Genomic DNA, 23,515 nt, shown 5'->3' with positions numbered 1-23,515 from the left:
CGTTAGTCCGCCTAATGTTGCCGCGTCCGGCGAATAGTGTTTGGTTCTCATGCGTTTAATCCTCTTGCTCATTATGTTGCTACTTGCGCAATCGGCATCCGCTCAAAGCGTGCTGGAACGTGCTTTTGAGAAGCAGCAGCAGGAAAACGCCGCCGGGTCGTTGGCAATCTTAGGGCTAGCAGGCATCCCGGACGATTCTGCCAGCGCAATCTCGCTGCAGTCAAATACAGACAATCGCGATTACGATTTCAAATCCGCCCAGCTGGGCGGCGGGTTTCGCCTTGCTGAGGGCGTGCCGATCTATCTTGAGGGGTATATAGGCTACGCGCGCTATGACCCCGTTCTGACCTTCAGCGGCACCGGAGATACCACGCGTATTCCGCTGAAATGGACCAGCCTCGCCCTGACCGGCGGTGTCGGCTATCAGTTCGACATCGGCGAGTATTGGAAAATGACCCCGATGGCCCATATCTCGGTCGGACGTACGCAATCCGACGCATCTGTCGGTGCGCAAGCCATCGCCAACCGCCTGGGGCTTGATCGAGACTTTCTCGAAAGCGGCGGCATCTGGGCTGGTGGCGCAGGCGGATCGATGACGGTCTCGTACGAGAAAGCTCTGTCCAACGACCGGGAATTCGAGGCAAGCCTGCGCTATACCCATATCGAATACTGGCCTATCGGAGACAACGAGGACTTGTTGGTTGAATCAACTGCCGCAAATGCAGTTCTGTGGTCACGCTACCGCTTTCCAACTGGAAAACGCATGTTCGGTCGCCCGGTCCGCTGGGTGGGCGATCTGTCCCTGTCCTATCTGATCGGGGATCAGTCACTTGTATTGGGCACCGACTGGCTGGCCCGCGTAGGTGGTGGGATCGAGGTCGATCTGTCTGACACATGGGTGCCTTGGGTATCAACGACACGGTTTATGGTCCGCTACTACGGCAGCGATACCGTCAACGGATTCTCGGCCGGTATTGGCATTAGTTTCTGAACCAAGGCTTCAAAACAAAGCCAGTTGATCACCGGGCTGGGGTGGAGGTGCAAACGCCGCACAGTTCAGAGGCGGCATGTCTGTCGACAGTCCGAGACGTTTGACTGCGGCCTTGAACCGTTGCGCAATCATCTCGGCATAGGTCCCTTCGCCCCGCATGCGGTGGCCCCATCGGGGATCATATTCCCTGCCCCCATGCATTTCGCGCAGCCGTGCCATCACCTTCTCAGCCCTGCCCGGCTGATGTTCGATCAGCCACTCGCGCCAGAGCGCGGATACTTCACGGGGAAGCCGCAGCATGATCCAGCTTGCAGCATCGGCGCCAGCCTGCTTTCCGGCCTCCAGCAGATTTTCCAGCTCATGATCGGTTAATCCGGGCAGGATTGGAGACGTCATAACGCGCACAGGCACGCCAGCCTCGGTCAGGTTGCGGATCATTCCGAGCCTGCGCTGCGGCGAAGGTGCTCGTGGTTCCATCCGCCGGGAAATATCCCGGTCCAATGTGGTCAGCGAAATGCCAACCCGGACAAGACCATCGCTGGCCATCGGTGCCAGAATATCAAGATCACGCTCGATCAGAGTCCCTTTGGTCACAATACCGACCGGATGTTGAAAATCTCTCAGAACCTTTAGACAGCTTCTTGTTATCTTGCGGTTTTTTTCGATGGGTTGATAGGGATCGGTGTTGGTGCCCAGTGCAATCGTGGCCACCTTGTAAGAACGTGCCGAGAGTTCGCGACGCAATAGCTCAGCCGCATTGGGTCGCGCAACAAGGCGGGTTTCGAAGTCCAAACCCGGAGACAGCCCCAGATACGCATGCGTTGGCCGAGCAAAGCAATACACGCATCCATGCTCGCAGCCCCGATATGGGTTTATGGATCGGTCAAAAGGTAGGTCCGGCGACTTGTTATAGGTAATCAGATTGCGCGCTATTTCTTCCCGAACTTCGGTCCGCAAAGGGGGCAGTTCGTCTGGCAAATCCCAGCCATCTTCGGTCAACTCGGTTGTAAACCTCTCGAATCGACCTGCTTCGTTTGAGGTTGCTCCGCGCCCAGGGCTTTTGATGGCAGAAGTCATTTGTTCTCCTTTTGTTCCCATCACTAGATGTAATAAAAACCAGTTTCACTGGCAAGATTCATGTTTCGATTCCCAAAAATCATCAGATGCTCGAAACAGGCGACCCATTAGACTGCAGGTGAATTTACCGTGGCTAATGAAACCAATGCAGGATGATCTTGCAAAATTCGATGTCGCTGAGTGCGAATATTCGGCCTATAGGTCGGTCTCAGAACGACCTAGGTCGCAATCGTCACAGTACACCTGCGACGAAATGGCCAAAACGGAGAAAATGCCACCACGGGCCGCAGGCCCGCACAGCTCAGGGAAATACCCATGTCTGATGAAGAAGACATCGTCCTGTCCGAACTGAATGATGACGAACTCGTCGAACAGATGTTCGATGACCTTTATGACGGCCTGAAGGAAGAGATCGAAGAAGGTGTGAACATCCTGCTCGAGCGCGGATGGCAACCCTATGACATCCTGACCAAAGCGCTGGTTGGCGGCATGACAATTGTCGGCCATGACTTCCGCGACGGCATCCTGTTCGTGCCTGAGGTTCTGCTGGCGGCCAACGCCATGAAAGGCGGTATGGCGATCCTGAAGCCTCTGCTGGCTGAAACTGGTGCTCCGCGCGTTGGCAAGATGGTGATCGGCACCGTAAAGGGTGACATCCATGACATCGGCAAGAACCTTGTTGCGATGATGATGGAAGGCGCCGGGTTCGAAGTTGTCGATATCGGCATCAACAACCCGGTCGAGAACTACCTCGAAGCGCTGGAAAACGAACAGCCCGACATTCTGGGCATGTCCGCTCTGCTGACGACGACGATGCCTTATATGAAGGTCGTAATCGACACGTTGGTCGAACAAGGCCTGCGTGATGAGTACACCGTTCTGGTTGGCGGCGCTCCGCTGAACGAAGAGTTCGGCAAGGCGATCGGCGCTGACGGCTATTGCCGCGACGCAGCCGTGGCGGTGGAAATGGCCAAGGACTTCATGTCGCGCAAGCACAACCAACTGGCCGGCTAAGGTGCGAGATCATATCGTGAGACAGGCCGTCCTTTTTGGGGCGGCCTTTTTTGTCCGAACCTCGGGCACATATATAGCTAAAGACCAGCCAGAGAGATCAGATGACCGGCTCACAGATCCCAGACGATGACAGCCTGACCCGTCAAGGCTATGTCGCACCGCACAGCGCCGAGTCGATTCTTCTGATCGCATGCGGTGCACTGGCCCGCGAGATTCTGGACCTGAAAGAACGGAACGGCTGGGATCACATGGCCCTGACTTGCCTGCCCGCCATTTTGCATGTGCACCCGGAAAAGATCACACAGGCGGTCGAGGATGCGGTTGCCAAGCATCGGGGCTCATACGACCGCATCTACGTTGTCTATGCCGATTGTGGAACCGGTGGCTTGTTACAGACAGCATGCGAGCGGCTGGGGGTCGAGATGATCCAAGGGCCCCATTGCTATTCTTTCTTCGAGGGCAATTTGGCCTTTGCCGCGCATGGCGACGATGAAACCACCGCTTTTTATCTGACAGATTTCCTTGCGCGGCAGTTTGATGCGTTTGTCTGGAAACCGCTGGGTCTGGACCGGCATCCTGAATTGCGTGAGATGTATTTCGGCAATTACACCAAGCTCGTTTATCAGGCGCAAACCGATGATCCCGACTTGACCCGTCGCGCGCAGGAGTGCGCTGATCGGATGGGGCTGGAGTTCGAGCGTCGGCAAACCGGCTATGGCGATTTGGAAACCACGCTTGCTGACTGGGCAGCGCGCAAATCCACCTAAAAGTCAGGCGCTGGCCAATGCCACTTCGCGAATACGTTCTATCATAGCGCGTAACCCGTTTGAACGTTGGGCAGACAAATGATCCTGCAACCCCAGACGCGCGAGTTCTCCACCGGCATCAACACCGGGCACCTCGGCCACCGGCAAGCCGTTATACAGGCTACGCAGAACCGCAATCAGGCCCCGAACAATCAGGGCATCGCTGTCACCGTCAAAGCGGAATTGACCGCCCTCAATGGTTGGATGCAGCCAGACCTGACTGGCGCAACCATTCACCTTGGTCGCAGGGACTTTGAATGCATCATCCAGAGGCTCCATCGCTTTGCCCTGCTCGATCACATGGCGATAGCGGTCTTCCCAGTCCTCCAGGAACTCGAAATCCTCGACTATCTCTTCGAAGGCTGGCGTTGCCATATCGGGTCCGTCCTTGCGTTACGCATTCACAATTGTGAACTATGCTCAGCGCTACCGACTGTCCAGTCCCCAGCGTGGCTTTTCAAACGATCGAATTTGCGTTAACCCGATGCAGGTAAAGTTGCACAAAGTACTGGGTCCATGCACAAAACTCTGCCTGTTCTGATGATCTTCACAATGGCTCTGTCCGCTTGTAGCAACTGGAGCAACTCAAGCGCGAATCCATCGAACTGGTTTGGCAGCAGCACACCCAGCCCATCCGAAGTATCAGCCGATGACGCCAATGCATTGGTTCCCGAAAATGCCGACAAAAAAGGCCTGTTCGAGCGTCCGGACGCCGAGGATAACAGCGTTCCAATCGCCGTGATCAACGAATTGCGGATCGACCCAACCTCGACGGGCGCAATCATCTATGCGGCTGGCACAGCCATTCGACAGGGTGCGTTCAACGCACAGCTCGCGCGCGTAAGATCTGAAGAACTCAGCAAAAATGGCGTTATGGAATTCACCTTCCGCGTGGATTACCCGGACTACGCCACTGCGCAGGGCACCGAACGGTCGCGGATGGTTTCAGAGGCCGTCAATGTAAGCCGGAAAGAACTGGAAGGTATTCGTTTAGTTCGGGTCAAAGGCCAGCAGAACGCGTTGGAATCCCGTCGCCGTTAAAGCGAGACAACCTGCACGGCCTGTCCCTTGGCGGCCAAAGCAATCTTGCCTTCGCAAAGCTTCAGCGCGTCCTCGCCAAAAACCTCGAACCGCCAACCAGACATGGCGGGAACTTCTCGTTCGCCTGCAGCGATCTGATCCAATTCCGCGCTGGAGGCGATCAATTTTGCGGCAACGCCTGCGCTTTCGGTCTTTGATTTCAAAAGAACGCGCAGCAAATCTGCAAGTGCAGGGTTGACCTTCAGCTTGTCGCGGCTGTTGTCAATTTTCGGCAATCGGTCTTGCGGGCAACCTACGCCCCGTTTTACCGCCTCCAGAATGCCTTCTGCGATCGCCCCTTTGCGCGCTTCGCGCAGCAACAAGCGCGATCCGCCCAGATCAGAGGGCGTCTTGGGCTTGGTCGAGGCCATCTCGATCAACGCATCGTCTTTGAACACACGGCTTCGTGGCACATTGTTCTCTTGCGCATAGGCCTCACGGAACTGCGCCAGCTCTCGAACCACGGCCAGAAATTTGGCAGAGTTGGTCCGCGTTTTGACCCGCCGCCACGCCTCTTCCGGGCGAATGTCATATGTCTCGGGTCGGGTCAGTATGCGAAGCTCTTCTGCGACCCAGTGATCCCGGCGCGACTTCTTAAGTTCTGCAGCCAGTTGCTCATAGATTTTCCGAAGATGGGTTACATCTGCCAGTGCGTATGTTTTCTGCGCATCCGTCAGAGGGCGCCGTGACCAATCGGTGAAGCGAGAAGTTTTATCGACCCCTTCCTTGCAAATCTTCCGGACCAGAGTCTCATAGCCAACCTGTTCACCAAAACCGCAGACCATCGCAGCGACCTGAGTATCAAACAACGGAGTCGGAAAGACGCCCGCGTCGACCCAAAAAATTTCAAGATCCTGCCGCGCGGCGTGGAAAACCTTGACCACGCTTTCGTCGCTGAACAGCTGGTACAAAGGCTCCAGCGACATGCCGTCAGCCAATGGATCAACCAGAACGGCGCTGTCTTCATCTTCCGATGGCACCGCAAGCTGCACCAGACAGAGTTTCGAATAATAGGTCCGTTCGCGCAGAAATTCGGTATCTACAGTGACATAAGGATATTGTGCAGCAGCCGAGCAGAATGCGGCCAGCTCTTGCGTCGTCGTCAGGGTTTTCATGCGCGGTGCTGTTCTTGCTTTTGGTTATTGTGACTGCCCGTGCCGTCCTCGTCCCGAGCGATATGCGACCATAAGACGAATAACCTTTGCGTGTAAATCACCCCGCCGCGTTAGGGCAGAAGAACTGGGTCTTTGTTACCCATACAATAACGGCGAAGCACGGCAGGGTAGAGTTTGTGCTCCCAGGTCAACACGCGGGCGGCGAGCTCCTCAGGCGTGTCCCCTACCCGTACACCCACGCGCGCCTGACCCAGAATCGGCCCGTCATCTAACGCGGCAGTAACTTCGTGAACGGTGCAGCCATGTTCGGCGTCGCCTGCTTCAATTGCGCGTGCATGGGTGTTCAAACCCTTGTACTTAGGCAAAAGCGATGGGTGGATGTTCAGCATCCGGCCCTGGAAACGCGATACAAATTCACCCGTCAATACACGCATGAAACCGGCCAGACAGACAACATCCGGCCGGGCTGCCATAAGCGGTTTAAGCAGTTCTGCCTCAAACGCAGCGCGATCTTTGCCAAAGGGCTTGTGGTCGACGGCTGCGGTCGGAATTCCGCGCTGTGCAGCTTTCTTCAGCCCTCCGGCATTTGTGTCGTTCGACAATACCAGACATGGTCGGCCTGGATGATCGCCATTCATGCTGTCGACCAGCGACAGCATGTTCGATCCGCCCCCGGAGATCAGGATCGCGACGCGCTTGTGGCTCACAGCAGTTTGCCTGAATAGGCCATACCCGACGCTGCGGTGACCGTTCCGATGCGCGCAACGGATTCGCCTGCCTCTGCAAGCAGTGTTGTAAGCTCATCCGCCTGATCTGCAGCGCAGACAACAATCATGCCGATGCCGCAGTTGAATGTCTTCAACATCTCGGATTCGGCGATCCCCCCGGTCTCGGCCATCCATTTGAACACAGGCGGCAAGTCCCAAGCACTCAAATCAATCTCGGCCCCGAGCCCTTCGGGCAATACGCGCGGCAGATTTTCGGTGAGGCCGCCGCCGGTTATATGGGCAAGCGCGCGAACGCCGCCAGCCCGGATCGCCTGCAGCGCTGGTTTCACATACAGCCGCGTGGGGGTCAGCAGAGCCTCACCCAATGTTCCGCCACCGAAAGGCGACTCTTCCTCCCAGCCCAGCCCGGACATTTCAACCAGTTTGCGCACCAGCGAATAGCCGTTGGAATGCACCCCGTTCGAAGCCAGCCCCAGCAGGACATCACCCTGTTCAACGCCCTCGGGCAATGCGGCCCCGCGTTCCATGGCACCAACCGAGAAACCGGCCAGATCGAAATCGCCGTCAGGGTACATACCCGGCATTTCGGCGGTTTCACCACCAATCAGGGCGCAGCCAGATTGGACACACCCCTCGGCAATTCCTTCGATAATCCGCGCGGCAGTATCGGTGTCCAGCTTACCGGTGGCAAAATAATCCAGGAAAAACAGCGGCTCAGCACCTTGGCAGATCAGATCGTTGACGCACATCGCCACCAGATCGATTCCCACGCCATCGACAACGCCGGTATCAATTGCGATCCGCAGCTTGGTGCCCACACCATCGGTTGCGCCCACCAGAACCGGGTCTTGATAGCCAGCCGCTTTCAGGTCGAACAGAGCGCCAAATCCGCCTAGCCCGCTCATCACGCCCGAACGGTTGGTGCGCTTGGCCGCAGGCTTGATCCGATCGACCAGAGCGTTGCCTGCATCGATATCTACACCTGCGTCGGCATAGGTGATTCCGTTCTTGCCCGCTGTCATGGCCAATCCCTCATGAGTGCTTTGCGCGCGGGTTATTCGATTGTGGGCCATGTTGCAACGGTCAGGCTTGACGCGGGCTGCCATCGTGATAGGCAAAGCCCTCAGGCGGGCCTGTAGCTCAATTGGTTAGAGCAGAGCGCTCATAACGCTTTGGTTGGGGGTTCGAGTCCCTCCGGGCCTACCAAATCACCGTCCAATCACGATATCCGCGCTTAATCCGCCCAGCCTTTCGCTGCTGCCCAGTCGCAGAATACCACCATGTACGCGGGCGATATCGGCAACAATCGCAAGGCCCAAACCCACGCCGGTGCCCTGATTCTGGTTTCGCGCCGGATCAAGTCGCGTGAAGGGTTTGACGGCCTCGGTGCGTTGTTCGATCGGGATACCGGGGCCGTCATCTTCAACCCGAATGCGTAGTGACTTTGGCGTCATCGAAAGGCTGACCTCGGCGCGTGAACCATAGCGATTCGCGTTTCCAATCAGATTCTCTACTGCCCTGCGCATGGCCGATGGGCGCAGCATTGCCGTTCCACGCCCCTCGACCGAGATTAGTTCAACGTGCTGGCCCGCGCGCTGTGCATCGTCAACGATTTGGCTCAGCCAGTTTTCGGGTTCAATCTCTTCGGGTGCGCTCTCTGCAGCGCCACGCGAGAAGTCCAAGAATGCATCCAGCAGCGATTGCATCTCGTCCACGTCTTGCAACAACGGTGCGGCCTCGTCCTCGGGCAACATAGCTAATCCAAGTTTCAGACGCGTCAGAGGTGTGCGCAGATCGTGGCTGACCCCCGACAACATGAACGTGCGCTGCTCAATCTGCCGCTCGATTCGGGCGCGCATGTCAACGAAGGCATTGCCCGCAGCGCGTACCTCGATTGCGCCACCGGGTGAATAAGGCACGACCCGCCCGCGACCAAAGGCCTGCGCCGCGTCCGCAAGGCGCGTGATCGGGCGCAACTGATTGCGCATGTAGAGAAACGAGATCGTTGTCATCAGAGCCGCAAAGAACACCATCGTCACAATCAGCTGATGCGGTGCAGTCGGCGACAGGCGTCGGCGATCAAACTCTAGCTCAAGCATGCCCAGATTGGTTGCCAGAAAAAGACTCACTTCCTGTCCATTTGGCAGAGCCACATACTGGGTTTCAGGCAACAAGCTGCGCATTTCCGCATCCACCTGCGGGGCAATGAAATCGTACCATCGACGCGGACTGTTTTTCGGCTCTTCATTCGGCGGCAGAAAACGGGCGGTCATGTTCAAGACCGACAAGTCCTGCCGCGCAGCTGCCAATGCCTGCTGCTGGGTTTCCGCACCCTCCATCACGTCCAGCACCAGTGTCACCTCGCGCGCCGCCGTGCGGGTCATCTGGGCGGTCACTTCTTCAAGATGTTTTTGCAAAAAGGCAATCGCCACCACCAAAAGCACGACAATGACCGGCAGTACCAGAATGAGTGCGGCACGCGCATATAGGCTGCGCGGCATATAGGGTTTGAGCCATTGGGTCGACATGCGCTAAACCTAGCGGGCTGCCCGGGCAAGAGGAAGAGGTCAGAATGCAAGCCCCCGACGATTTCAACCCTCTCCCTGGACAGGTTGCCGTGCTTGCCCCGGGGCTAAGGCGCATTCTTGCGCCCAATCCCTCGCCAATGACTTATCGTGGTACGAATACCTACCTTCTGGGCGATGAGGACATTGCTGTCATCGACCCTGGGCCATTGAGTGAAGCGCATTTGCAAGCCATCGTTGATGCGCTGGAACCCGGGCAGCGGATCAGCCACATATTTGTTACGCACACCCATCTGGATCACTCGCCTTTGGCCGCCCCGCTCGCATCCCGCACCGGCGCTCCGGTTCTGGCTTTTGGTGGTCCGCAAGCTGGACGCAGCGAAGTCATGACCGAGCTGGCCCAGAACGGGCTTGCCGGAGGTGGTGAGGGAATCGATGCCGATTTCCGCCCTGATATCGAGCTTGAAGACGGTGAACGCGTCGCGGCAGAAGGCTGGCAACTCGAAGTGATCCACACACCCGGCCATCTGGGCAACCATATCGCGTTGGCCTGGGGGGATGTCTGCTTTACGGCTGATCACGTCATGGGCTGGGCCAGCTCTCTGGTCTCGCCCCCGGACGGGGACCTGACGGATTTCATGGCAGCCTGTCGCCGCCTGCGCGCGCGCAAATGGTCGGTTTTTCACCCCGGGCATGGTGCCCCCATTACGGGTCCTGACAAACGCCTGGATTGGCTGATAGACCACCGATTGCAGCGAGAATCACAGATACTCGACGCCCTGGAAAATGGCCCTGAAACGGCCCAACAGCTTGCCCAACGAATCTATATCGAAACCCCCGCCGCGCTGCTTCCCGCGGCCGAGCGTAATGTCTTCGCCCATCTGGTTGATCTGACCGGCAGATCCCGTGTAGCGCCCTTGGGGGATCTGTCAGTTGCGTCTCGTTTCAAGCGCATCGCGTGAATCGGAAAAAATTGGCGGCCCGTGCGCTTCCCCTCTGGACGCCGAAAATACGGGTTGTTATACGCCCCTCAGTTCCGGCGTAGCTCAGCGGTAGAGCAGTTGACTGTTAATCAATTGGTCGTAGGTTCGATCCCTACCGCCGGAGCCAAATCACACCAAATTCTTCATAATTAGCTGCGTGAGCCACGGCGAAGTTTTTTCGCAGAAAAAACTCCACTACCCCACTGGACGCCGCAATTTGAGGTTGCTATACGGCGCGGACCGTTCCGGCGTAGCTCAGCGGTAGAGCAGTTGACTGTTAATCAATTGGTCGTAGGTTCGATCCCTACCGCCGGAGCCATTCTTCCCAGACTGGCACTTATCCCATCAGCGCATCACTGAAATCCGAGCGCAACGTGCGTTTCAGGACCTTTCCGGTCGCGTTAAGGGGCAAGGCATCAACGAACACGACCTTGTCGGGTACCTGCCAATTTGCGATTTTGCCGTCGAAGAATGCCAACAAATCCTGCTCGGTCGGTTCTTCGCCCTCGGCCTTCACTGCTACTAAAAGCGGGCGTTCGTCCCATTTCGGATGCGGCACGCCCACAACGGCAGCCGTCGCTAGCTGAGGGTGTGCGACCGCGATGTTCTCCAACTCGACAGAGCTGATCCATTCGCCCCCCGATTTGATGATATCTTTCGACCGGTCGCGGATGGTCATGAACCCATCCGGGTCCAGTGTTGCAACGTCGCCAGTCGCGAACCAGCCTTCTTGCAACAAGGCCTCATCCTGCATGTGGAAGTAGCTGTCCAGCACCCAATGGCCGCGCACCATCAGATCGCCCTGCGTTTCACCGTCATGGGGAAGATCTCTGCCATCATCATCGACGATTTTTAGTTCAACCCCAAAGGGCGGGCGGCCTTGGTTTTCGCGCAGCTTGTGCTGTGCCTCCATGGGCATGTCCAGATGTTTGGCCATCGGATAGTTCGTCGTGCCCAGCGGGCTCATTTCGCTCATGCCCCAGGCGTGGACGGTATCGACTCCATAAGTTTCGCGGAACGTTTCAATCATTGAGGGCGGGCATGCCGCACCACCGATTACAGTACGATTGAGGCTTTTCAACTTGGTCCCGCATGTCGCGGCATGGGCCAGCAGACCTTGCCAAATGGTCGGTACGCCCATCGCCAGCGTGACGCCATATGTGTCGATCAGATTGACCAATGCCTCGCCATGCAATCCCGGCCCCGGCATCACCATTCGCGAACCAGACATAGCGCTGGCATAGGGCGAGCCCCAAGCGTTGACGTGGAACATTGGCACCACCGGCATCACCACATCCATGGCGGAATAGCCGATTACGTCGCGCGTGTTCGACGCGAAGCTGTGCAGAACTGTAGAGCGGTGGGAATAGAGAACGCCTTTGGGGTTCCCAGTGGTACCCGAAGTATAACAGAGGCTGGAGGCAGTGTTTTCATCAAAGCTGGGCCACGCGTAGTCTGTATCACCGGTTTCAATGAGCTCGTCATAAAAAACCAACCCCGGCACCTGAGACAGCGCAGCCTCGTCCCGCGCACCCATCAGCACATAGTACTGCACCTCGGTCAGATGCTCTTGCAGCGCGGCGACCAAAGGCAGGAAGGTCGCATCGAAGAACAGGACCCGGTCCTGCGCGTGGTTGATTATATAGGTTAGTTGTTCGGGAAACAGACGCGGGTTTATCGTGTGGCAGACAAAGCCCGCGCCGGACACTGCATAGTAGATCTCAAGGTGGCGGCGGTTATTCCAGGCCAGCGTGCCCACGCGATCCTGCGGTTGCAGCCCCAGTTTCTCTAACGCCGAAGCCATCCGTCGGGCGTTTTGCGCGATCCCGGACCAGTTGGTCTCGGTGACGGTTCCGTCGGTCTCGACCGAGATGATCTCGGTCTGCCCGTGATAACGTTCAGCATGTTCAATCAGCGACGAAATCAGCAAAGGCTGCGTCATCATCTGTCCCAGCATGGACATTCCTCCCATCGTCAGCGCTTGGCCGCGCCGTTATGTCTTGGCAACAACCCTGCCAAGAATTCAATTGTCTGACAATAAGAGAGTGCGGCAGGGTGCCGCGTCAACCGCGATGTCGCAATGCGTATCCAACCAGCGCCGAGGTCGAGCCATCTTTGCCTTCGGCGCTAACCTCACCGTCCACGATCGGTCCCAGAGACGTTGCCAGTTCCTTGCCCAGCTCAACACCCCACTGATCGAACGAGTTGATTCCAAGCAGCACGCCTTCGACAAACACACGGTGTTCATAAAGCGCAATGATTTGACCCAGCACAAACGGGGTAAGCTGCGGATAGATCAGCGTGGTTGACGGGCGGTCGCCCGAAAACACACGATGGCGTGCCTGACGCTCCAACTCGTCGCCTGTCAGGCCTTTTTCGGCCATGCGTGCGCGTGCAACATCCAGCGACCGACCCCGCATTAGCGCTTCGGACTGGGCCAAGCAATTGGCCAATAGAAGGCGATGATGATGGGCCAGTTCCGGCTCATGCCCGTTTGCCGCCACCATGAATTCGCAGGGGATCACATCGGTGCCCTGATGGATCAACTGATAAAAGGCGTGCTGTCCATTGGTGCCCGGTTCGCCCCAGACGACCGGTCCTGAAGGCATGGTCAGCGCGCTGCCATCCATCGCGACGGATTTACCGTTCGATTCCATCTCAAGTTGTTGGAAATAGGCAGGCAGGCGCAGCAGACGCTGATCATATGGCAGAACTGCGCGGCTGGCATGCCCAAGCACCTGACGATGCCAGACCCCCACAAGCGCCAGCATAACTGGCAGATTTTCTGCCCATTCGGCGGATTGAAAGTGCAGATCCATCGCCTGACCGCCCCGCAGAAACGCGTCAAACGCGTTCGAGCCAACGGCGATCATTACCGGCAGTCCGACCGGCCCCCAGACCGAGTACCGCCCGCCGACCCAATCCGCGAAGCCAAACACCCGCGACTCGGGAATCCCGAAGGCCTGAGTCTTGTCAACAGCGCTGGAGACCGCTGCGAATTGCCGCGCCGGATCACCACCACCATCGACCATCCAAGCCCGCGCCGTGCGCGCATTGGTCATCGTCTCGATGGTCGTAAAGGTCTTCGACGCGACAATCACCAGAGTCCGTGTCGGATCAAGCGGGCGCAGCGTATCCGCAATATGCGCACCATCCACGTTTGAGACATAATGCAGCCTTGGCCCGTCGTGATAAGGTGCCAAGGCATGCGTCGCCATCACCGGCCCAAGGTCCGAGCCGCCGATGCCAATATTGACAACATCCGTAAAGCCGCCCCCTGCCCCTTTGATCGCTCCGCCACGCACTTCTTCGGCAAAGACGCGCATTCGCTGCAAAGTGCCCAGTACGTCCGGCATTACATCCTGACCATCGACCTCGACCGGGCCTCCGTCGAGATTGCGTAGCGCGGTATGCAATACAGCCCGGCCTTCGGTTTCGTTGATCTTTTCACCGGAGAACATCGCGGCCCGACGCTCTGCCAATTCGACTTGATCGCAAAGCTGGATCAGTGCCGCGCGGATATCTTCGTCGATTTGTGTCTTCGAATAGTCAAACAGCAGATCTCCGGTCGAAGCAGAGAAACCCTGCGCCCGGTTTGGATCGGCGTCAAACAGATCGAGTATCCGACGGCCCGTCTGTGTGGCTGCGAGTGAGTTCAATTGATCCAGCTGCATCGTGATTACTCCGCCCAATGTACGGTCATGCCGCTGAGCACGGCCGCGATCGGAGCTTCCTCGGGTGGCAGTGACATGGCACGATCCAGGGCATTCCGTTTAGTTTCTCCGAATATGACGAGATGCTTGGACAGAGCGCCGTCCAGAACCTGACCCGTCAGCGTGATACGCGCTTCGGGCTGCACATCGGTCCGCGCTACCGCCAGTGTCGGGGCGTTGTTGTTCAGAGCAGCAGACAAGCCCTGCATCCCCGGAAAGAGCGAGGCGGTATGCATGTCCTCACCCATACCCAGCACCAGAACCGATAGCGGCAGATGCGGGTTAATCAGGCTTTCGATCTCGGGCAAAACCGCCTCAGGCTCATGTTCCGCAACATAGAGCGGCATGTATTGTGCAATGGATGCGCGACTGGTCAGCAACCGTTCCCGGATCAACCTCTCGTTCGAACGCTCGTGATCACCCGGCACGCATCTTTCATCGGTCGGCAGTATGTGCACACGATCCCATTCCAGATCCGCAGCGCACAATCCATCAAAGATCGGCCCCGGTGTGGTTCCGCCCGGAACGGCCAACGAGACAGTATCATGATGTAGCAATGCGGCCTCAAGGTCTCCGGCCAATGCATTCGCGACATCAATCGCCAGCATGTCGCGATCGGCATATTCTTTGATATTCATGGATTTATTCCTTGCCAGCGGCGGTGGTCTCGTTTCATCAGCAACTCAGCGTCGCCCGGGCCGGTGCTGCCGTTTTCATAGGGTTTGGGAACATCACCGCGCGCCTCCCAGCCCGCGATAATCGGATCGGTCCAGGCCCATGCGGCTTCTACCTCATCGCCGCGCATGAACAGGGTTTGGTTGCCGCGAATGACATCCATCACCAGCCGCTCATAAGCGTCGGGTGGATCCTGGTTTTCAGGCCCAAGCGCTTCGGCAAAGCTCATGTCCAGCGGAACGTCAACCAGACGCATGCCTCCCTGCCCCGGCTCTTTGATTGTCACTTTCAAAGTGATGCCTTCATTGGGCTGCAACCGGATCGACAGGGCATTCGCATGACGCCCGGCCTCTTCGCCAAAAATCGAATGCGGAGCATCCTTGAACATCACATTGATGACCGAGGACCGCGCCACCAGCTCTTTGCCCGTGCGCAGATAGAACGGTGTGCCCGCCCAACGCCAATTGCTGATATGCGCGCGCAATGCGATGTAGCTTTCCGTCGTCGACCTTTGATTGCCGACAACTTCACGATACCCCCGGCCATCGGCACCGCCTGCAAACTGACCTCGTACGATATGGTGCGGCTCAACCGAATCCAACGCGCGTATGACCTTGAGTTTCTCATCGCGCACCGCGTCCGGATCAAATTTTGCGGGTGGTTCCATCGCGATCAGACACAAAAGCTGCATCAGATGGTTCTGCATCATGTCGCGCATGGCGCCAGCGCGCTCGTAATACTCTTCACGACCGTCAATGCCGACGGTCTCGGCCACAGTGATCTGAATGTGATCGACATACTGGCTGTTCCAAAGCGGTTCGAACAGCATGTTGCCGAACCGAACGGCCATAAGATTCTGAACGGTTTCCTTACCCAGATAATGATCGATCCGATAGATTTGCCCTTCGTCAAAATGCGCCGCCAGTGTCGCATTCAACGCGCGAGCACTTTCCAGATCGTGCCCAAAAGGCTTTTCGACGACGATACGGGTTTGCGGGGTGGCCAGATTGTGCGCCCTGATCTGTTCGGCCAGCGGGCCAAACAAACGGGGGCCTACCGAGAAATAGAAGGCCCTGATACGATCCGCATTCAGCATTTCAGCCAACTGGGCCCAACCATCTTCGGACAATGCGTCAAGCGGAACATACTCCACGCGCTGCAGAAAACCGTTCACAGCCTCCTGATCTTTTGCCCGTTTCGGTGCGTGCTGGCGCAACGATTCGGCCACCATCTCGCGAAAGCCATCAACGGTCAGAGCGCCCCGCGCTGCGCCGATGATCCGGGTGGCCTCGGGCCACTGCCCGGCGCAGTAACGCCGAAACAGGGCCGGAACGATCTTGCGCTGTGCCAGATCGCCGGTTCCGCCGAATATGACCAGATCAAATGGGTCAACAGGTATGACACGAGAAACCATGGCTTTTCCTTACCTTGCCGCTTGGGGCATGTCCAATGTTAGCGCAACCAATCAGCAACTTTCTTCCCACATCAAAACTCTGTCAGCGAGGGGTAGATACTCTTAACTAAACCGGCGCAAACGGTTAAATCGGTTTGGCACAAGCACAGAACCGGATGCCGGAATGAAAGACAACGCCCTACAGGCTGCGAATATCGGGAAGTTTCAGAACAGTTTAGTGACAGCAGACGGGCAAACGCGCGCGTCCGTCGCGCTGACTCATCCCGAAACCCTTTGGTTCAACACCGGAACGCTGTGCAACATCGAGTGCGTAAACTGCTATATCGCCAGCAGCCCAACCAACGATGCTCTGGTTTACATCACCGCCGACGAAGTCCGCGACTATCTGGATCAGATCGAACAGCGCCAATGGCCGATCCGCGAGATAGGCTTTACAGGTGGCGAGCCCTTCATGAACCCCGAGATGATCGAGATGACGCGCGTCGCGCTAGAGCGCGGGTACGAAGTTTTGATCCTGACCAATGCAATGCGGCCGATGATGCGCCGCAAAATGCGCGAGGGTTTGCTGGAATTACAGCGCGACTACGCAGAAAAACTGACGCTGCGTGTCTCCGTCGACCACTACCGCCACGATCTGCATGACGAAGAACGCGGCAAAGGCAGTTTTGCCAAAACTCTGACGGGGATGGAGTGGTTGCGGGATAACGGCTTTAGGATGGCAATTGCCGGGCGCTCAGTCTGGGGGGATAGCGACGCTGAAAGCCGCGCGGGGTATGCAGCATTCTTTGCCAAGCACGGCTTTGACATTGATGCGCATAATCCAGCGCAGACCGTGCTGTTCCCCGAGATGGACGACACCGTAGAAGTTCCAGAGATTACAACCGCATGCTGGGGTATTCTGAATAAGTCCCCCGATGCAGTTATGTGCGCCAGCTCACGTATGGTGGTCAAACGCAAAGGGGCAAAACGGCCAGCTGTGTTGGCCTGCACCCTACTGCCCTATTCGCCGGAATTTGAACTCGGCGAAACGCTCGCCGAAGCCGAGGCCGACGTGCATCTGAACCATCCACATTGCGCCAAATTCTGTGTGCTCGGTGGGGCGAGTTGTTCCGGTTAGTCAGTTCAGCTCCAGTGATTTCCAGAATTTGGTTCCGGACGCACCTGCTGAGACACGCCAACCTTTCTTGCCCAACACAAAGAATGACCGGCCATCGGTGAAGTGAAGCGTATCGCCAGATCGCTCTTCACCATACATCGCGTCCGTTTCTGCGGTCGCGTCGTAACCTTCGTTGATAAACTTGTCCAAATCGGCGGGTGTTTCGAACATGATCACGAACTTGGTTTCAAATCCGCCGATACCAATGGCGGCGCCGACGCCCCCGGTCCCCATATTCATGTATGTGTGTTGTCCGGTGTCCTTTGAAACCGCCACACCGCGCCCATACCCAGCTGAAACTGGGAACACAGTTACTTTTCGCGAGTCGAACACCGCATATCCCGCACTAAACTCATAAAGCGCCTGCGCCTGTGGATCTTCGGCAAATAACTGATCAAGAATTTCGCCAGCCATTGCGTCCAGCTTAGCGCGAGTCTCTTCCGGCGTGGTTTCGTTCTTCAGCAAATCCGCTGTCGAATCAATGGTTTCGTCAACGGCAGCTGCACCCTTTTCAATCTTCGTTCCCACGGCCTCAGCCCCTTGGCCGATCGCAGTTGCTGTGTTTTCCGCACCTTTCTTGATCTTTCCTAACAGCCCTTCGGCGAAAACAGGGCCACTTAGACAAAGCGCAGCGGTAAGGAGCAGAATTCTGGGCATCGCATGCATCCGAATTAAACCGTCAGATCGGCCATGACCTTAGCCCATTTCACCTCATTTGGAAGCAAGCCTTGAAGTGCTGTGGATAAATTGAACCTTGTTTCAGTTCACCCGAAACTCACCCACCATGTTGCGCCATTCCCCAGGCGCGATCATTTTACGGTGCGTGAACCTGACCGAGTGCAGCGGACCTTCGATCTCTTTCTGCCAGAATTCTACGAATTCGAACAGCTTCGGATGGTCCGGAGCAAGGTCGTAATCCTGCCAAATAAACGTGTTCAGTACGTGAATATAGTCGGGCATGTGGTAGAAAAATTCCGCCGTGGTCAGCCCGTACCCCTTAAGCATGAGTTCAGTTTCACTTTGCGCCATGCAGACCTCCAAATTTGTTACAAGGTCTAGTCAGAGTAACACGGAACTGTCCTAATACTTAGATAACAATATGTTACTCAGGTGTTACCGACCTAATTTGGCCGGGGAACGGTTGCTTGCTTGCACCTTATATGCCGGGTCTGATAAAGTGTATCCACAAGATATAGATCAAGAACAAGACACGGGCAGCCTACGTGAGCGATACGCCAGAAATCCCTGAAAACATGGACGAAACCCCGCCCGAGCGCCCCGTTTATGACGGCCCGACGGTATCCATCGAATCCGAAATGCGCACGTCCTATCTGGACTATGCGATGTCGGTCATTGTCAGCCGTGCGATCCCCGATCTGCGCGATGGGCTGAAACCGGTGCATCGGCGTATTCTCTACGCGATGCATGAGACCGGGAACACTCATGACAAGTCCTATCGTAAGTCGGCCCGTCCGGTTGGCGACGTGATGGGTAAGTATCACCCGCATGGTGATAGTGCGATCTATGACGCGCTGGTGCGGATGGCGCAGGATTTCTCGATGTCGCTGCCGCTGCTTGATGGTCAGGGCAACTTTGGCTCAATGGACGGCGATAACCCGGCGGCGATGCGTTACACCGAAGTACGGATGGACAAACCCGCCGCGTCCCTGCTGGCCGATATCGAAAAAGAGACTGTCGATTTTCAGGACAACTATGACGGCAAAGACAAAGAGCCGACCGTCCTACCCGCCCGTTTCCCGAACATGCTGGTCAATGGTGCCGGTGGTATCGCCGTGGGTATGGCAACCAACATCCCACCGCATAACTTAGGCGAAGTGGTCGATGCCACGCTGGCGCTGATCGACGACCCGGATCTGACATCAGAACAACTGATCGAGTATGTGCCCGGCCCCGACTTCCCGACTGGCGGTGTGATGCTGGGCCGCTCAGGTGCGCGCAAAGCCTACCTTGAAGGCCGTGGCAGCGTTATCATCCGCGCCAAGACCCGCGTAGAAGAGCTGCGCAAGGATCGGTATGCCATCGTTGTCGACGAGATCCCCTATCAGGTGAACAAAGCCTCGATGATCGAAAAGATCGCCGAAGCCGTGCGCGAAAAACGCATCGAAGGCGTCAGCCACGTACAGGACGAATCCGACCGCAATGGTGTGCGTGTCGTGGTCGAACTGAAACGCGATGCAACGCCCGAAGTGGTGCTGAACCAGCTCTACCGCTTCTCGCCGATGCAGACCTCATTTGGTTGCAACATGCTGGCGTTGAACGGTGGTCGGCCTGAACAGCTGACCCTGCGCCGCTTCCTGACCTCGTTCATCGACTTCCGCGAAGATGTTGTTGCCCGCCGCACAGCCTATGACTTGCGTAAGGCGCGTGAGCGCAGTCACATCCTGTGTGGTCTGGCCGTGGCCGTTTCGAATGTTGACGAAGTAGTTGCCACGATCCGCTCGTCGGCAGACGCTGCTGAAGCGCGCGAGAAACTGATGACCCGCCGCTGGCCTGCATCCGAGATCGAAGGCTATCTACGCCTGATCGACGATCCGCTGTCCAAGATGAATGACGACGGCACCTATAACCTGACCGAGGTACAGGCCCGCGCCATTCTCGAACTGCGGCTGCAGCGTCTGACCCAACTGGGTGTAAAGGAAGTCACGGACGAACTGGAAGAACTGGCCGACAAGATCAAGGAATACTTGGATATTCTGTCTTCGCGTGAGCGCATCATGGGCATCATCGCCGATGAGCTACGCAGCGTGCGCGAGCAGTTCGCCGTCGACCGCCGCACCGAGATCGTTGACTGGTCCGGTGATATGGAAGACGAAGACCTGATCGAACGCGAAGATATGGTCGTGACTGTCACCTCAGGCGGCTACATCAAACGCACCCCTCTGGCCGATTTCCGGGCTCAAAAGCGTGGCGGCAAAGGCCTGTCGGGTATGCAGACCAAGGAAGAGGATGTTGTCACCAATCTCTTCGTGGCGAACACGCATACGCAACTGCTGTTCTTCACCACCGAAGGCATGGTCTACAAGCTCAAGACCTGGCGTCTGCCGCAATCCAGCCGGACCGGTAAGGGTAAGGCGATCGTCAACATTCTTCCGATCCCGACCGGTGTCTCGATCGCGGCGATCATGCCCGTGGATGTGCCGGATGAAGAGTGGGAGAACCTGCAAATCGTCTTCGCCACCAGTGCAGGTGACGTCCGCCGCAATCGTCTGTCAGATTTCACGAACGTCCGCCGCAATGGCAAGATCGCGATGAAACTGCCCGAGGATGTGGAACTGGTAAACGCTCGCATCTGTTCAGAAGATGAAGACGTGATGCTGGTCACCAATTCGGGCCGTGCGATCCGCTTCCGGACCACTGATGTACGTGTCTTCAACTCACGCGAATCTACCGGTGTGCGCGGCATCAGGCTGAGCAATGGCGACCGTGTCGTCTCGATGTCCGTAATTCGCCATTTCGAGGCCGACCCGGACGAGCGCGCCGCCTACCTCAAGATGCGCCGCGCAGTCGCGGGCATTGCGGATGACGGCGAAACGGACGAGGACGAAGCCGCGCCTGGCAGTATCACGCAGGAACGCTATGCCGAGATGTCGGCAGCCGAGAACCTGATCTTGACCATCACGTCGGGCGGCGCGGGCAAGCTGAGCTCCAGTCACGACTACCCTGTCCGCGGTCGCGGTGGCATGGGTGTGGCGGCGATGGACAAAGCCATGCGCGGTGGCGAGCTGGTTGCCTCCTTCCCCGTAGAAATCGACGATCAGATCATGCTGGCTACCTCGAAAGGCCAATCGATCCGGGTGCCGGTCGAGGGAATCTCGTTCCGCTCCCGCAGCGCGGGTGGTGTGCGGGTATTCAACACCGGCAAAGGCGAAGAAGTCGTTAGTGTGGCTTGGATCGCCGACCAGGGTGACGAAGAAGCCGAGGAATAACAAAGCACTACAGAAGTGTAACAAAACGCCCGTATTGCGGGCGTTTTTGTTACTCAGGGTCACGTTCCTGCCAACGGCACGGGGCTGGGCTTGCCCCAGCAGACCCGGCGCGCCTAGCATTTCGATATGTGGTCATTCGCCCATATCCGACCTGCCTACAGCCGTGCTGAACGAATAAGTGACGGTGTTGTTCATGTGCTGGGTGTTTCTTCGGCGGTGATCGCAGCGCCTATGCTAATCATCATGACAGTCTTCTATCGGTCAGACCCGGCGGCGGTTTTGGGCGCCTCGATCTATGGAATAACTCTGGTTTTGATGCTGACGTTCTCGGCGCTCTACAACATGATCGAGCATGATGAATGGGCAGAGTTTCTGCGCCGCCTTGATCACTCGGGTATCTACGTGAAGATCGCAGGAACTTATACGCCGTTCCTGCTGCTCTCGGCTTCGCAACCTCCGGGGCTTTTGCTGGGGCTGTGGTCTTCTGCGACGCTGGGCTCTGTTCTGAAGATGATCGACCCGAACCGCTTCCGCTGGTTCGGGCTGGCGCTGTATCTTCTGATGGGATGGGCCGCGGTTTGGGCCGGACAATCCATGTTGGCCGAACTTTCACCCCTTACCCTTACTTTGATGATCGCCGGAGGCCTCATCTATACCGCAGGCGTGGTATTCTACCTTCTGGACTGGCTGCCCTACCACAACACCATCTGGCACGTATTTGTATTGGCAGGAAGCGGCCTTTTCTTCGCCGCTGTTGCCTTGCGTATCGAAATGGTACCGTCAGGACCAGTGTAACGCCGGAGCGCCACGAACACGCCTCAAAGCCCGTACAACGCCCCGAACTTCTGCTCCAGATAAGCCAACAGCGGCTCCGGCCCTGGTTCCACCCCACTGGCGCGCTGAATGATTTCGCGGGGCGCGTACAGTCCTCCATGCTGCTGCACATGCTCTCGAAGCCAACCGGTCGCCCCGGAAGTATCGCCAGCTGCCAACTGCCCCTCAAGTCCGGGAATTGCCGCGCGCAGTGTTTGATACAGGCATCCCGCATAGACATTACCCAGCGAATAGGTCGGGAAATAGCCAAACAGGCCAACCGACCAGTGTACGTCCTGCAAGCATCCATTCGAGGGCTTGTCGACCGCATAACCAAAATCTGCTTTGAAGCGGTTGTTCCAGGCGGCTTCAAGGTCGCCGACCTGCAAGTCACCGGCCATCAGTGCGCGTTCCAAATCAAACCGCAGCATGATGTGCAGATTGTACTGCACCTCATCCGCCTCGGTCCGGATATAGCCGTTGTGGACGCGGTTGACGGTGGCATAGAACGCATCTGCATCGGCGATGCCAAAATCACCGAACGCCTCTTTCATCTGGTCAAACAGCCATCCGGTAAAGGCGCGCGAGCGGCCCAGCTGGTTTTCGTAAATCCGGCTTTGGCTTTCATGCACACCCATCGACACACCACGTCCCAGCGGGGTCAGCAGGTAATCGCGGTCGATGCCCTGCTCATAGGCGGCGTGTCCAACCTCGTGAATGGTCGAGTAAAAGCAGTTGAACGGATCGGTCTCGCTGGTGCGGGTGGTGATCCGAACGTCCAGCCCACTGCCCGAGCTGAACGGATGCACCGCTTTGTCGACGCGGCCATTGTTGAGGTCATAGCCGAATGTCGTGGCCAGTTTCTGCGTCAGGCGCATCTGGGTCAGTTCGTCAAAGCTGCCGGTCAGTGCGACAGGTTCCGGGCGATCCAGAACGGCGGCGCGAAGAGCCACCAGACGTGGGCGCATTTCGTCAAAGATCGCAGCGATCTGAGCGCCGGTTGTGTAGGGCTCGTAATCCTCAACCATCGCATCATAAACGTCGCCACCCTGTGCCAGCGCTTCACCTTCTTGCCGTTTCAGCGAGACAACTTCTTCCAGCACCGGCAGGAAGGCTGAGACATCTTCGTCCGCTCGCGCCTGGGCCCATGTGCCCTGCGCGGCGGATGTCACGCGTGCAATCGCCGTCGCCAGATCGGCGGGCACCTTCACCGCGCGGTCATAGGCGCGGCGTATCTCACGCAGTTGTGCCTTGCCGACCTCATCTTGCGGTGCGGCCTGCTCCAACCATTCGGCAACGCGAGGGTCAGAGCGGCGAGCATGCAATACAGCCTCGATCGCTGCCATTTCCTCGGCCCGTTGCGGCGCGGCACCGCGCGGCATCACCGTTTCCTGGTCCCAGCCGAGCCTACCGGCAATCTGGCCCAGGGCCGAGGTTTCGCGCTGAAAGGCCATCAGGTCATTGTATGCTGTCATGGG

The 23,515-nt window shown here is 57.4% G+C and carries 21 protein-coding genes and 3 tRNA genes; 11 read left to right on the top strand and 13 right to left on the bottom strand.

The annotated features are described in order from the left end of the window. Positions 1–49: 49 nt before the first annotated feature. Positions 50–991: an autotransporter domain-containing protein gene (locus ACR0AU_RS02525; protein WP_170732309.1), complete on the top strand. Its 942-nt coding sequence runs from the start codon at positions 50–52 to the stop codon at positions 989–991. Positions 992–1,000: 9 nt separating this feature from the next. On the opposite strand, the gene ACR0AU_RS02520 is transcribed toward ACR0AU_RS02525, so the two are convergent. After that, positions 1,001–2,068, bottom strand: a complete 1,068-nt coding sequence (locus tag ACR0AU_RS02520; RefSeq protein WP_480795226.1) for a PA0069 family radical SAM protein — start codon at positions 2,066–2,068, stop codon at positions 1,001–1,003. A gap of 315 nt (positions 2,069–2,383) precedes the next feature. On the opposite strand from ACR0AU_RS02520, the gene ACR0AU_RS02515 reads away from it, so the two are divergent. Continuing rightward, positions 2,384–3,082, top strand: a complete 699-nt coding sequence (locus tag ACR0AU_RS02515; RefSeq protein ID WP_170392964.1) for a corrinoid protein — start codon at positions 2,384–2,386, stop codon at positions 3,080–3,082. Between the two features lie 101 nt (positions 3,083–3,183). Then, a complete protein-coding gene (locus tag ACR0AU_RS02510) occupies positions 3,184–3,849 on the top strand; it encodes a DUF1638 domain-containing protein (RefSeq protein ID WP_480795225.1) in 666 nt (221 codons plus the stop codon). A gap of 3 nt (positions 3,850–3,852) precedes the next feature. Here the strand turns inward: ACR0AU_RS02510 and ACR0AU_RS02505 are convergent, their stop codons facing one another. Beyond that, positions 3,853–4,263: a SufE family protein gene (locus ACR0AU_RS02505; protein ID WP_170595504.1), complete on the bottom strand. Its 411-nt coding sequence runs from the start codon at positions 4,261–4,263 to the stop codon at positions 3,853–3,855. A 141-nt stretch (positions 4,264–4,404) separates the two neighbouring features. Between ACR0AU_RS02505 and ACR0AU_RS02500 the strand changes: the two genes are divergently transcribed. Next, a complete protein-coding gene (locus ACR0AU_RS02500; protein ID WP_170392961.1) occupies positions 4,405–4,929 on the top strand; it encodes a hypothetical protein in 525 nt (174 codons plus the stop codon). On the opposite strand, the gene rnd is transcribed toward ACR0AU_RS02500, so the two are convergent. From rnd to purM, 3 genes are all read right to left on the bottom strand, one after another. Next, entirely contained in the window at positions 4,926–6,083 is a 1,158-nt protein-coding gene (gene rnd / locus ACR0AU_RS02495) for a ribonuclease D (protein ID WP_170646165.1), read from the bottom strand. The two genes, ACR0AU_RS02500 and rnd, sit on opposite strands and share 4 nt — an antisense overlap. 110 nt (positions 6,084–6,193) lie before the next feature. Then, on the bottom strand, positions 6,194–6,790 hold the full coding sequence (gene purN / locus ACR0AU_RS02490) for a phosphoribosylglycinamide formyltransferase (protein WP_170732312.1): 597 nt from the start codon (positions 6,788–6,790) through the stop codon (positions 6,194–6,196). Then, positions 6,787–7,833 (bottom strand): phosphoribosylformylglycinamidine cyclo-ligase, encoded by a 1,047-nt coding sequence (gene purM / locus ACR0AU_RS02485; RefSeq protein ID WP_170732448.1) that lies wholly within the window; start codon positions 7,831–7,833, stop codon positions 6,787–6,789. Before purM ends, purN begins: the two co-directional genes overlap by 4 nt. Before the next feature lie 107 nt (positions 7,834–7,940). Here purM and ACR0AU_RS02480 point away from each other — a divergent pair. Continuing rightward, positions 7,941–8,017 (top strand) — tRNA-Ile (locus ACR0AU_RS02480). A 2-nt stretch (positions 8,018–8,019) separates the two neighbouring features. Here ACR0AU_RS02480 and ACR0AU_RS02475 read toward each other — a convergent pair. Further along, positions 8,020–9,339, bottom strand: coding sequence for an ATP-binding protein (locus ACR0AU_RS02475; protein WP_480795224.1), 1,320 nt, complete (start codon positions 9,337–9,339; stop codon positions 8,020–8,022). 44 nt (positions 9,340–9,383) lie between these two features. Between ACR0AU_RS02475 and ACR0AU_RS02470 the strand changes: the two genes are divergently transcribed. The 3 genes from ACR0AU_RS02470 to ACR0AU_RS02460 all read left to right on the top strand — a co-directional run bounded on the left by ACR0AU_RS02470 (position 9,384) and on the right by ACR0AU_RS02460 (position 10,638). Further along, a complete protein-coding gene (locus tag ACR0AU_RS02470; protein WP_480795223.1) occupies positions 9,384–10,298 on the top strand; it encodes an MBL fold metallo-hydrolase in 915 nt (304 codons plus the stop codon). A 73-nt stretch (positions 10,299–10,371) separates the two neighbouring features. Beyond that, positions 10,372–10,446 (top strand) — tRNA-Asn (locus tag ACR0AU_RS02465). Between the two features lie 117 nt (positions 10,447–10,563). Continuing rightward, positions 10,564–10,638 (top strand) — tRNA-Asn (locus ACR0AU_RS02460). 18 nt (positions 10,639–10,656) lie between these two features. Here ACR0AU_RS02460 and ACR0AU_RS02455 read toward each other — a convergent pair. From ACR0AU_RS02455 to zwf, 4 genes are all read right to left on the bottom strand, one after another. After that, positions 10,657–12,276, bottom strand: coding sequence for a long-chain-fatty-acid--CoA ligase (locus ACR0AU_RS02455; protein WP_480795222.1), 1,620 nt, complete (start codon positions 12,274–12,276; stop codon positions 10,657–10,659). Between the two features lie 106 nt (positions 12,277–12,382). Beyond that, complete coding sequence (gene pgi, locus ACR0AU_RS02450; protein ID WP_170595494.1) at positions 12,383–13,993, bottom strand: glucose-6-phosphate isomerase; 1,611 nt, start codon at positions 13,991–13,993, stop codon at positions 12,383–12,385. A gap of 5 nt (positions 13,994–13,998) precedes the next feature. Continuing rightward, on the bottom strand, positions 13,999–14,670 hold the full coding sequence (gene pgl, locus ACR0AU_RS02445; RefSeq protein ID WP_170595492.1) for a 6-phosphogluconolactonase: 672 nt from the start codon (positions 14,668–14,670) through the stop codon (positions 13,999–14,001). Continuing rightward, positions 14,667–16,121 carry a glucose-6-phosphate dehydrogenase gene (gene zwf / locus ACR0AU_RS02440; protein ID WP_480795221.1) on the bottom strand — a complete coding sequence of 485 codons (1,455 nt, stop codon included), beginning with the start codon at positions 16,119–16,121 and terminating at the stop codon, positions 14,667–14,669. The genes pgl and zwf overlap by 4 nt, the downstream gene beginning before the upstream one ends. Positions 16,122–16,284: 163 nt before the next feature. Here zwf and ACR0AU_RS02435 point away from each other — a divergent pair, with 163 nt between their 5' ends. After that, the gene (locus tag ACR0AU_RS02435; RefSeq protein ID WP_480795220.1) at positions 16,285–17,238 is read left to right on the top strand and encodes a radical SAM protein; all 954 of its coding nucleotides are present in this window, start codon (positions 16,285–16,287) and stop codon (positions 17,236–17,238) included. On the opposite strand, the gene ACR0AU_RS02430 is transcribed toward ACR0AU_RS02435, so the two are convergent. Next, the gene (locus ACR0AU_RS02430) at positions 17,239–17,934 is read right to left on the bottom strand and encodes a lipid-binding SYLF domain-containing protein (protein ID WP_480795219.1); all 696 of its coding nucleotides are present in this window, start codon (positions 17,932–17,934) and stop codon (positions 17,239–17,241) included. It abuts the gene before it with no gap. 102 nt (positions 17,935–18,036) lie between these two features. Further along, on the bottom strand, positions 18,037–18,306 hold the full coding sequence (locus ACR0AU_RS02425) for an usg protein (RefSeq protein ID WP_039535770.1): 270 nt from the start codon (positions 18,304–18,306) through the stop codon (positions 18,037–18,039). A gap of 194 nt (positions 18,307–18,500) precedes the next feature. Here ACR0AU_RS02425 and gyrA point away from each other — a divergent pair, with 194 nt between their 5' ends. Both gyrA and trhA read left to right on the top strand, forming a co-directional pair. Next, the gene (gene gyrA / locus ACR0AU_RS02420; RefSeq protein ID WP_170396932.1) at positions 18,501–21,224 is read left to right on the top strand and encodes a DNA gyrase subunit A; all 2,724 of its coding nucleotides are present in this window, start codon (positions 18,501–18,503) and stop codon (positions 21,222–21,224) included. A gap of 126 nt (positions 21,225–21,350) precedes the next feature. Next, positions 21,351–22,019, top strand: coding sequence for a PAQR family membrane homeostasis protein TrhA (gene trhA / locus ACR0AU_RS02415; protein ID WP_170406032.1), 669 nt, complete (start codon positions 21,351–21,353; stop codon positions 22,017–22,019). Between the two features lie 23 nt (positions 22,020–22,042). On the opposite strand, the gene ACR0AU_RS02410 is transcribed toward trhA, so the two are convergent. Next, a complete protein-coding gene (locus tag ACR0AU_RS02410) occupies positions 22,043–23,512 on the bottom strand; it encodes a carboxypeptidase M32 (protein WP_480795218.1) in 1,470 nt (489 codons plus the stop codon). Between the last annotated feature and the right edge of the window lie 3 nt (positions 23,513–23,515).

The organism is Ruegeria sp. CG1, assembly GCF_056537265.1.
This window is presented reverse-complemented; position numbering and strand designations above follow the sequence as displayed.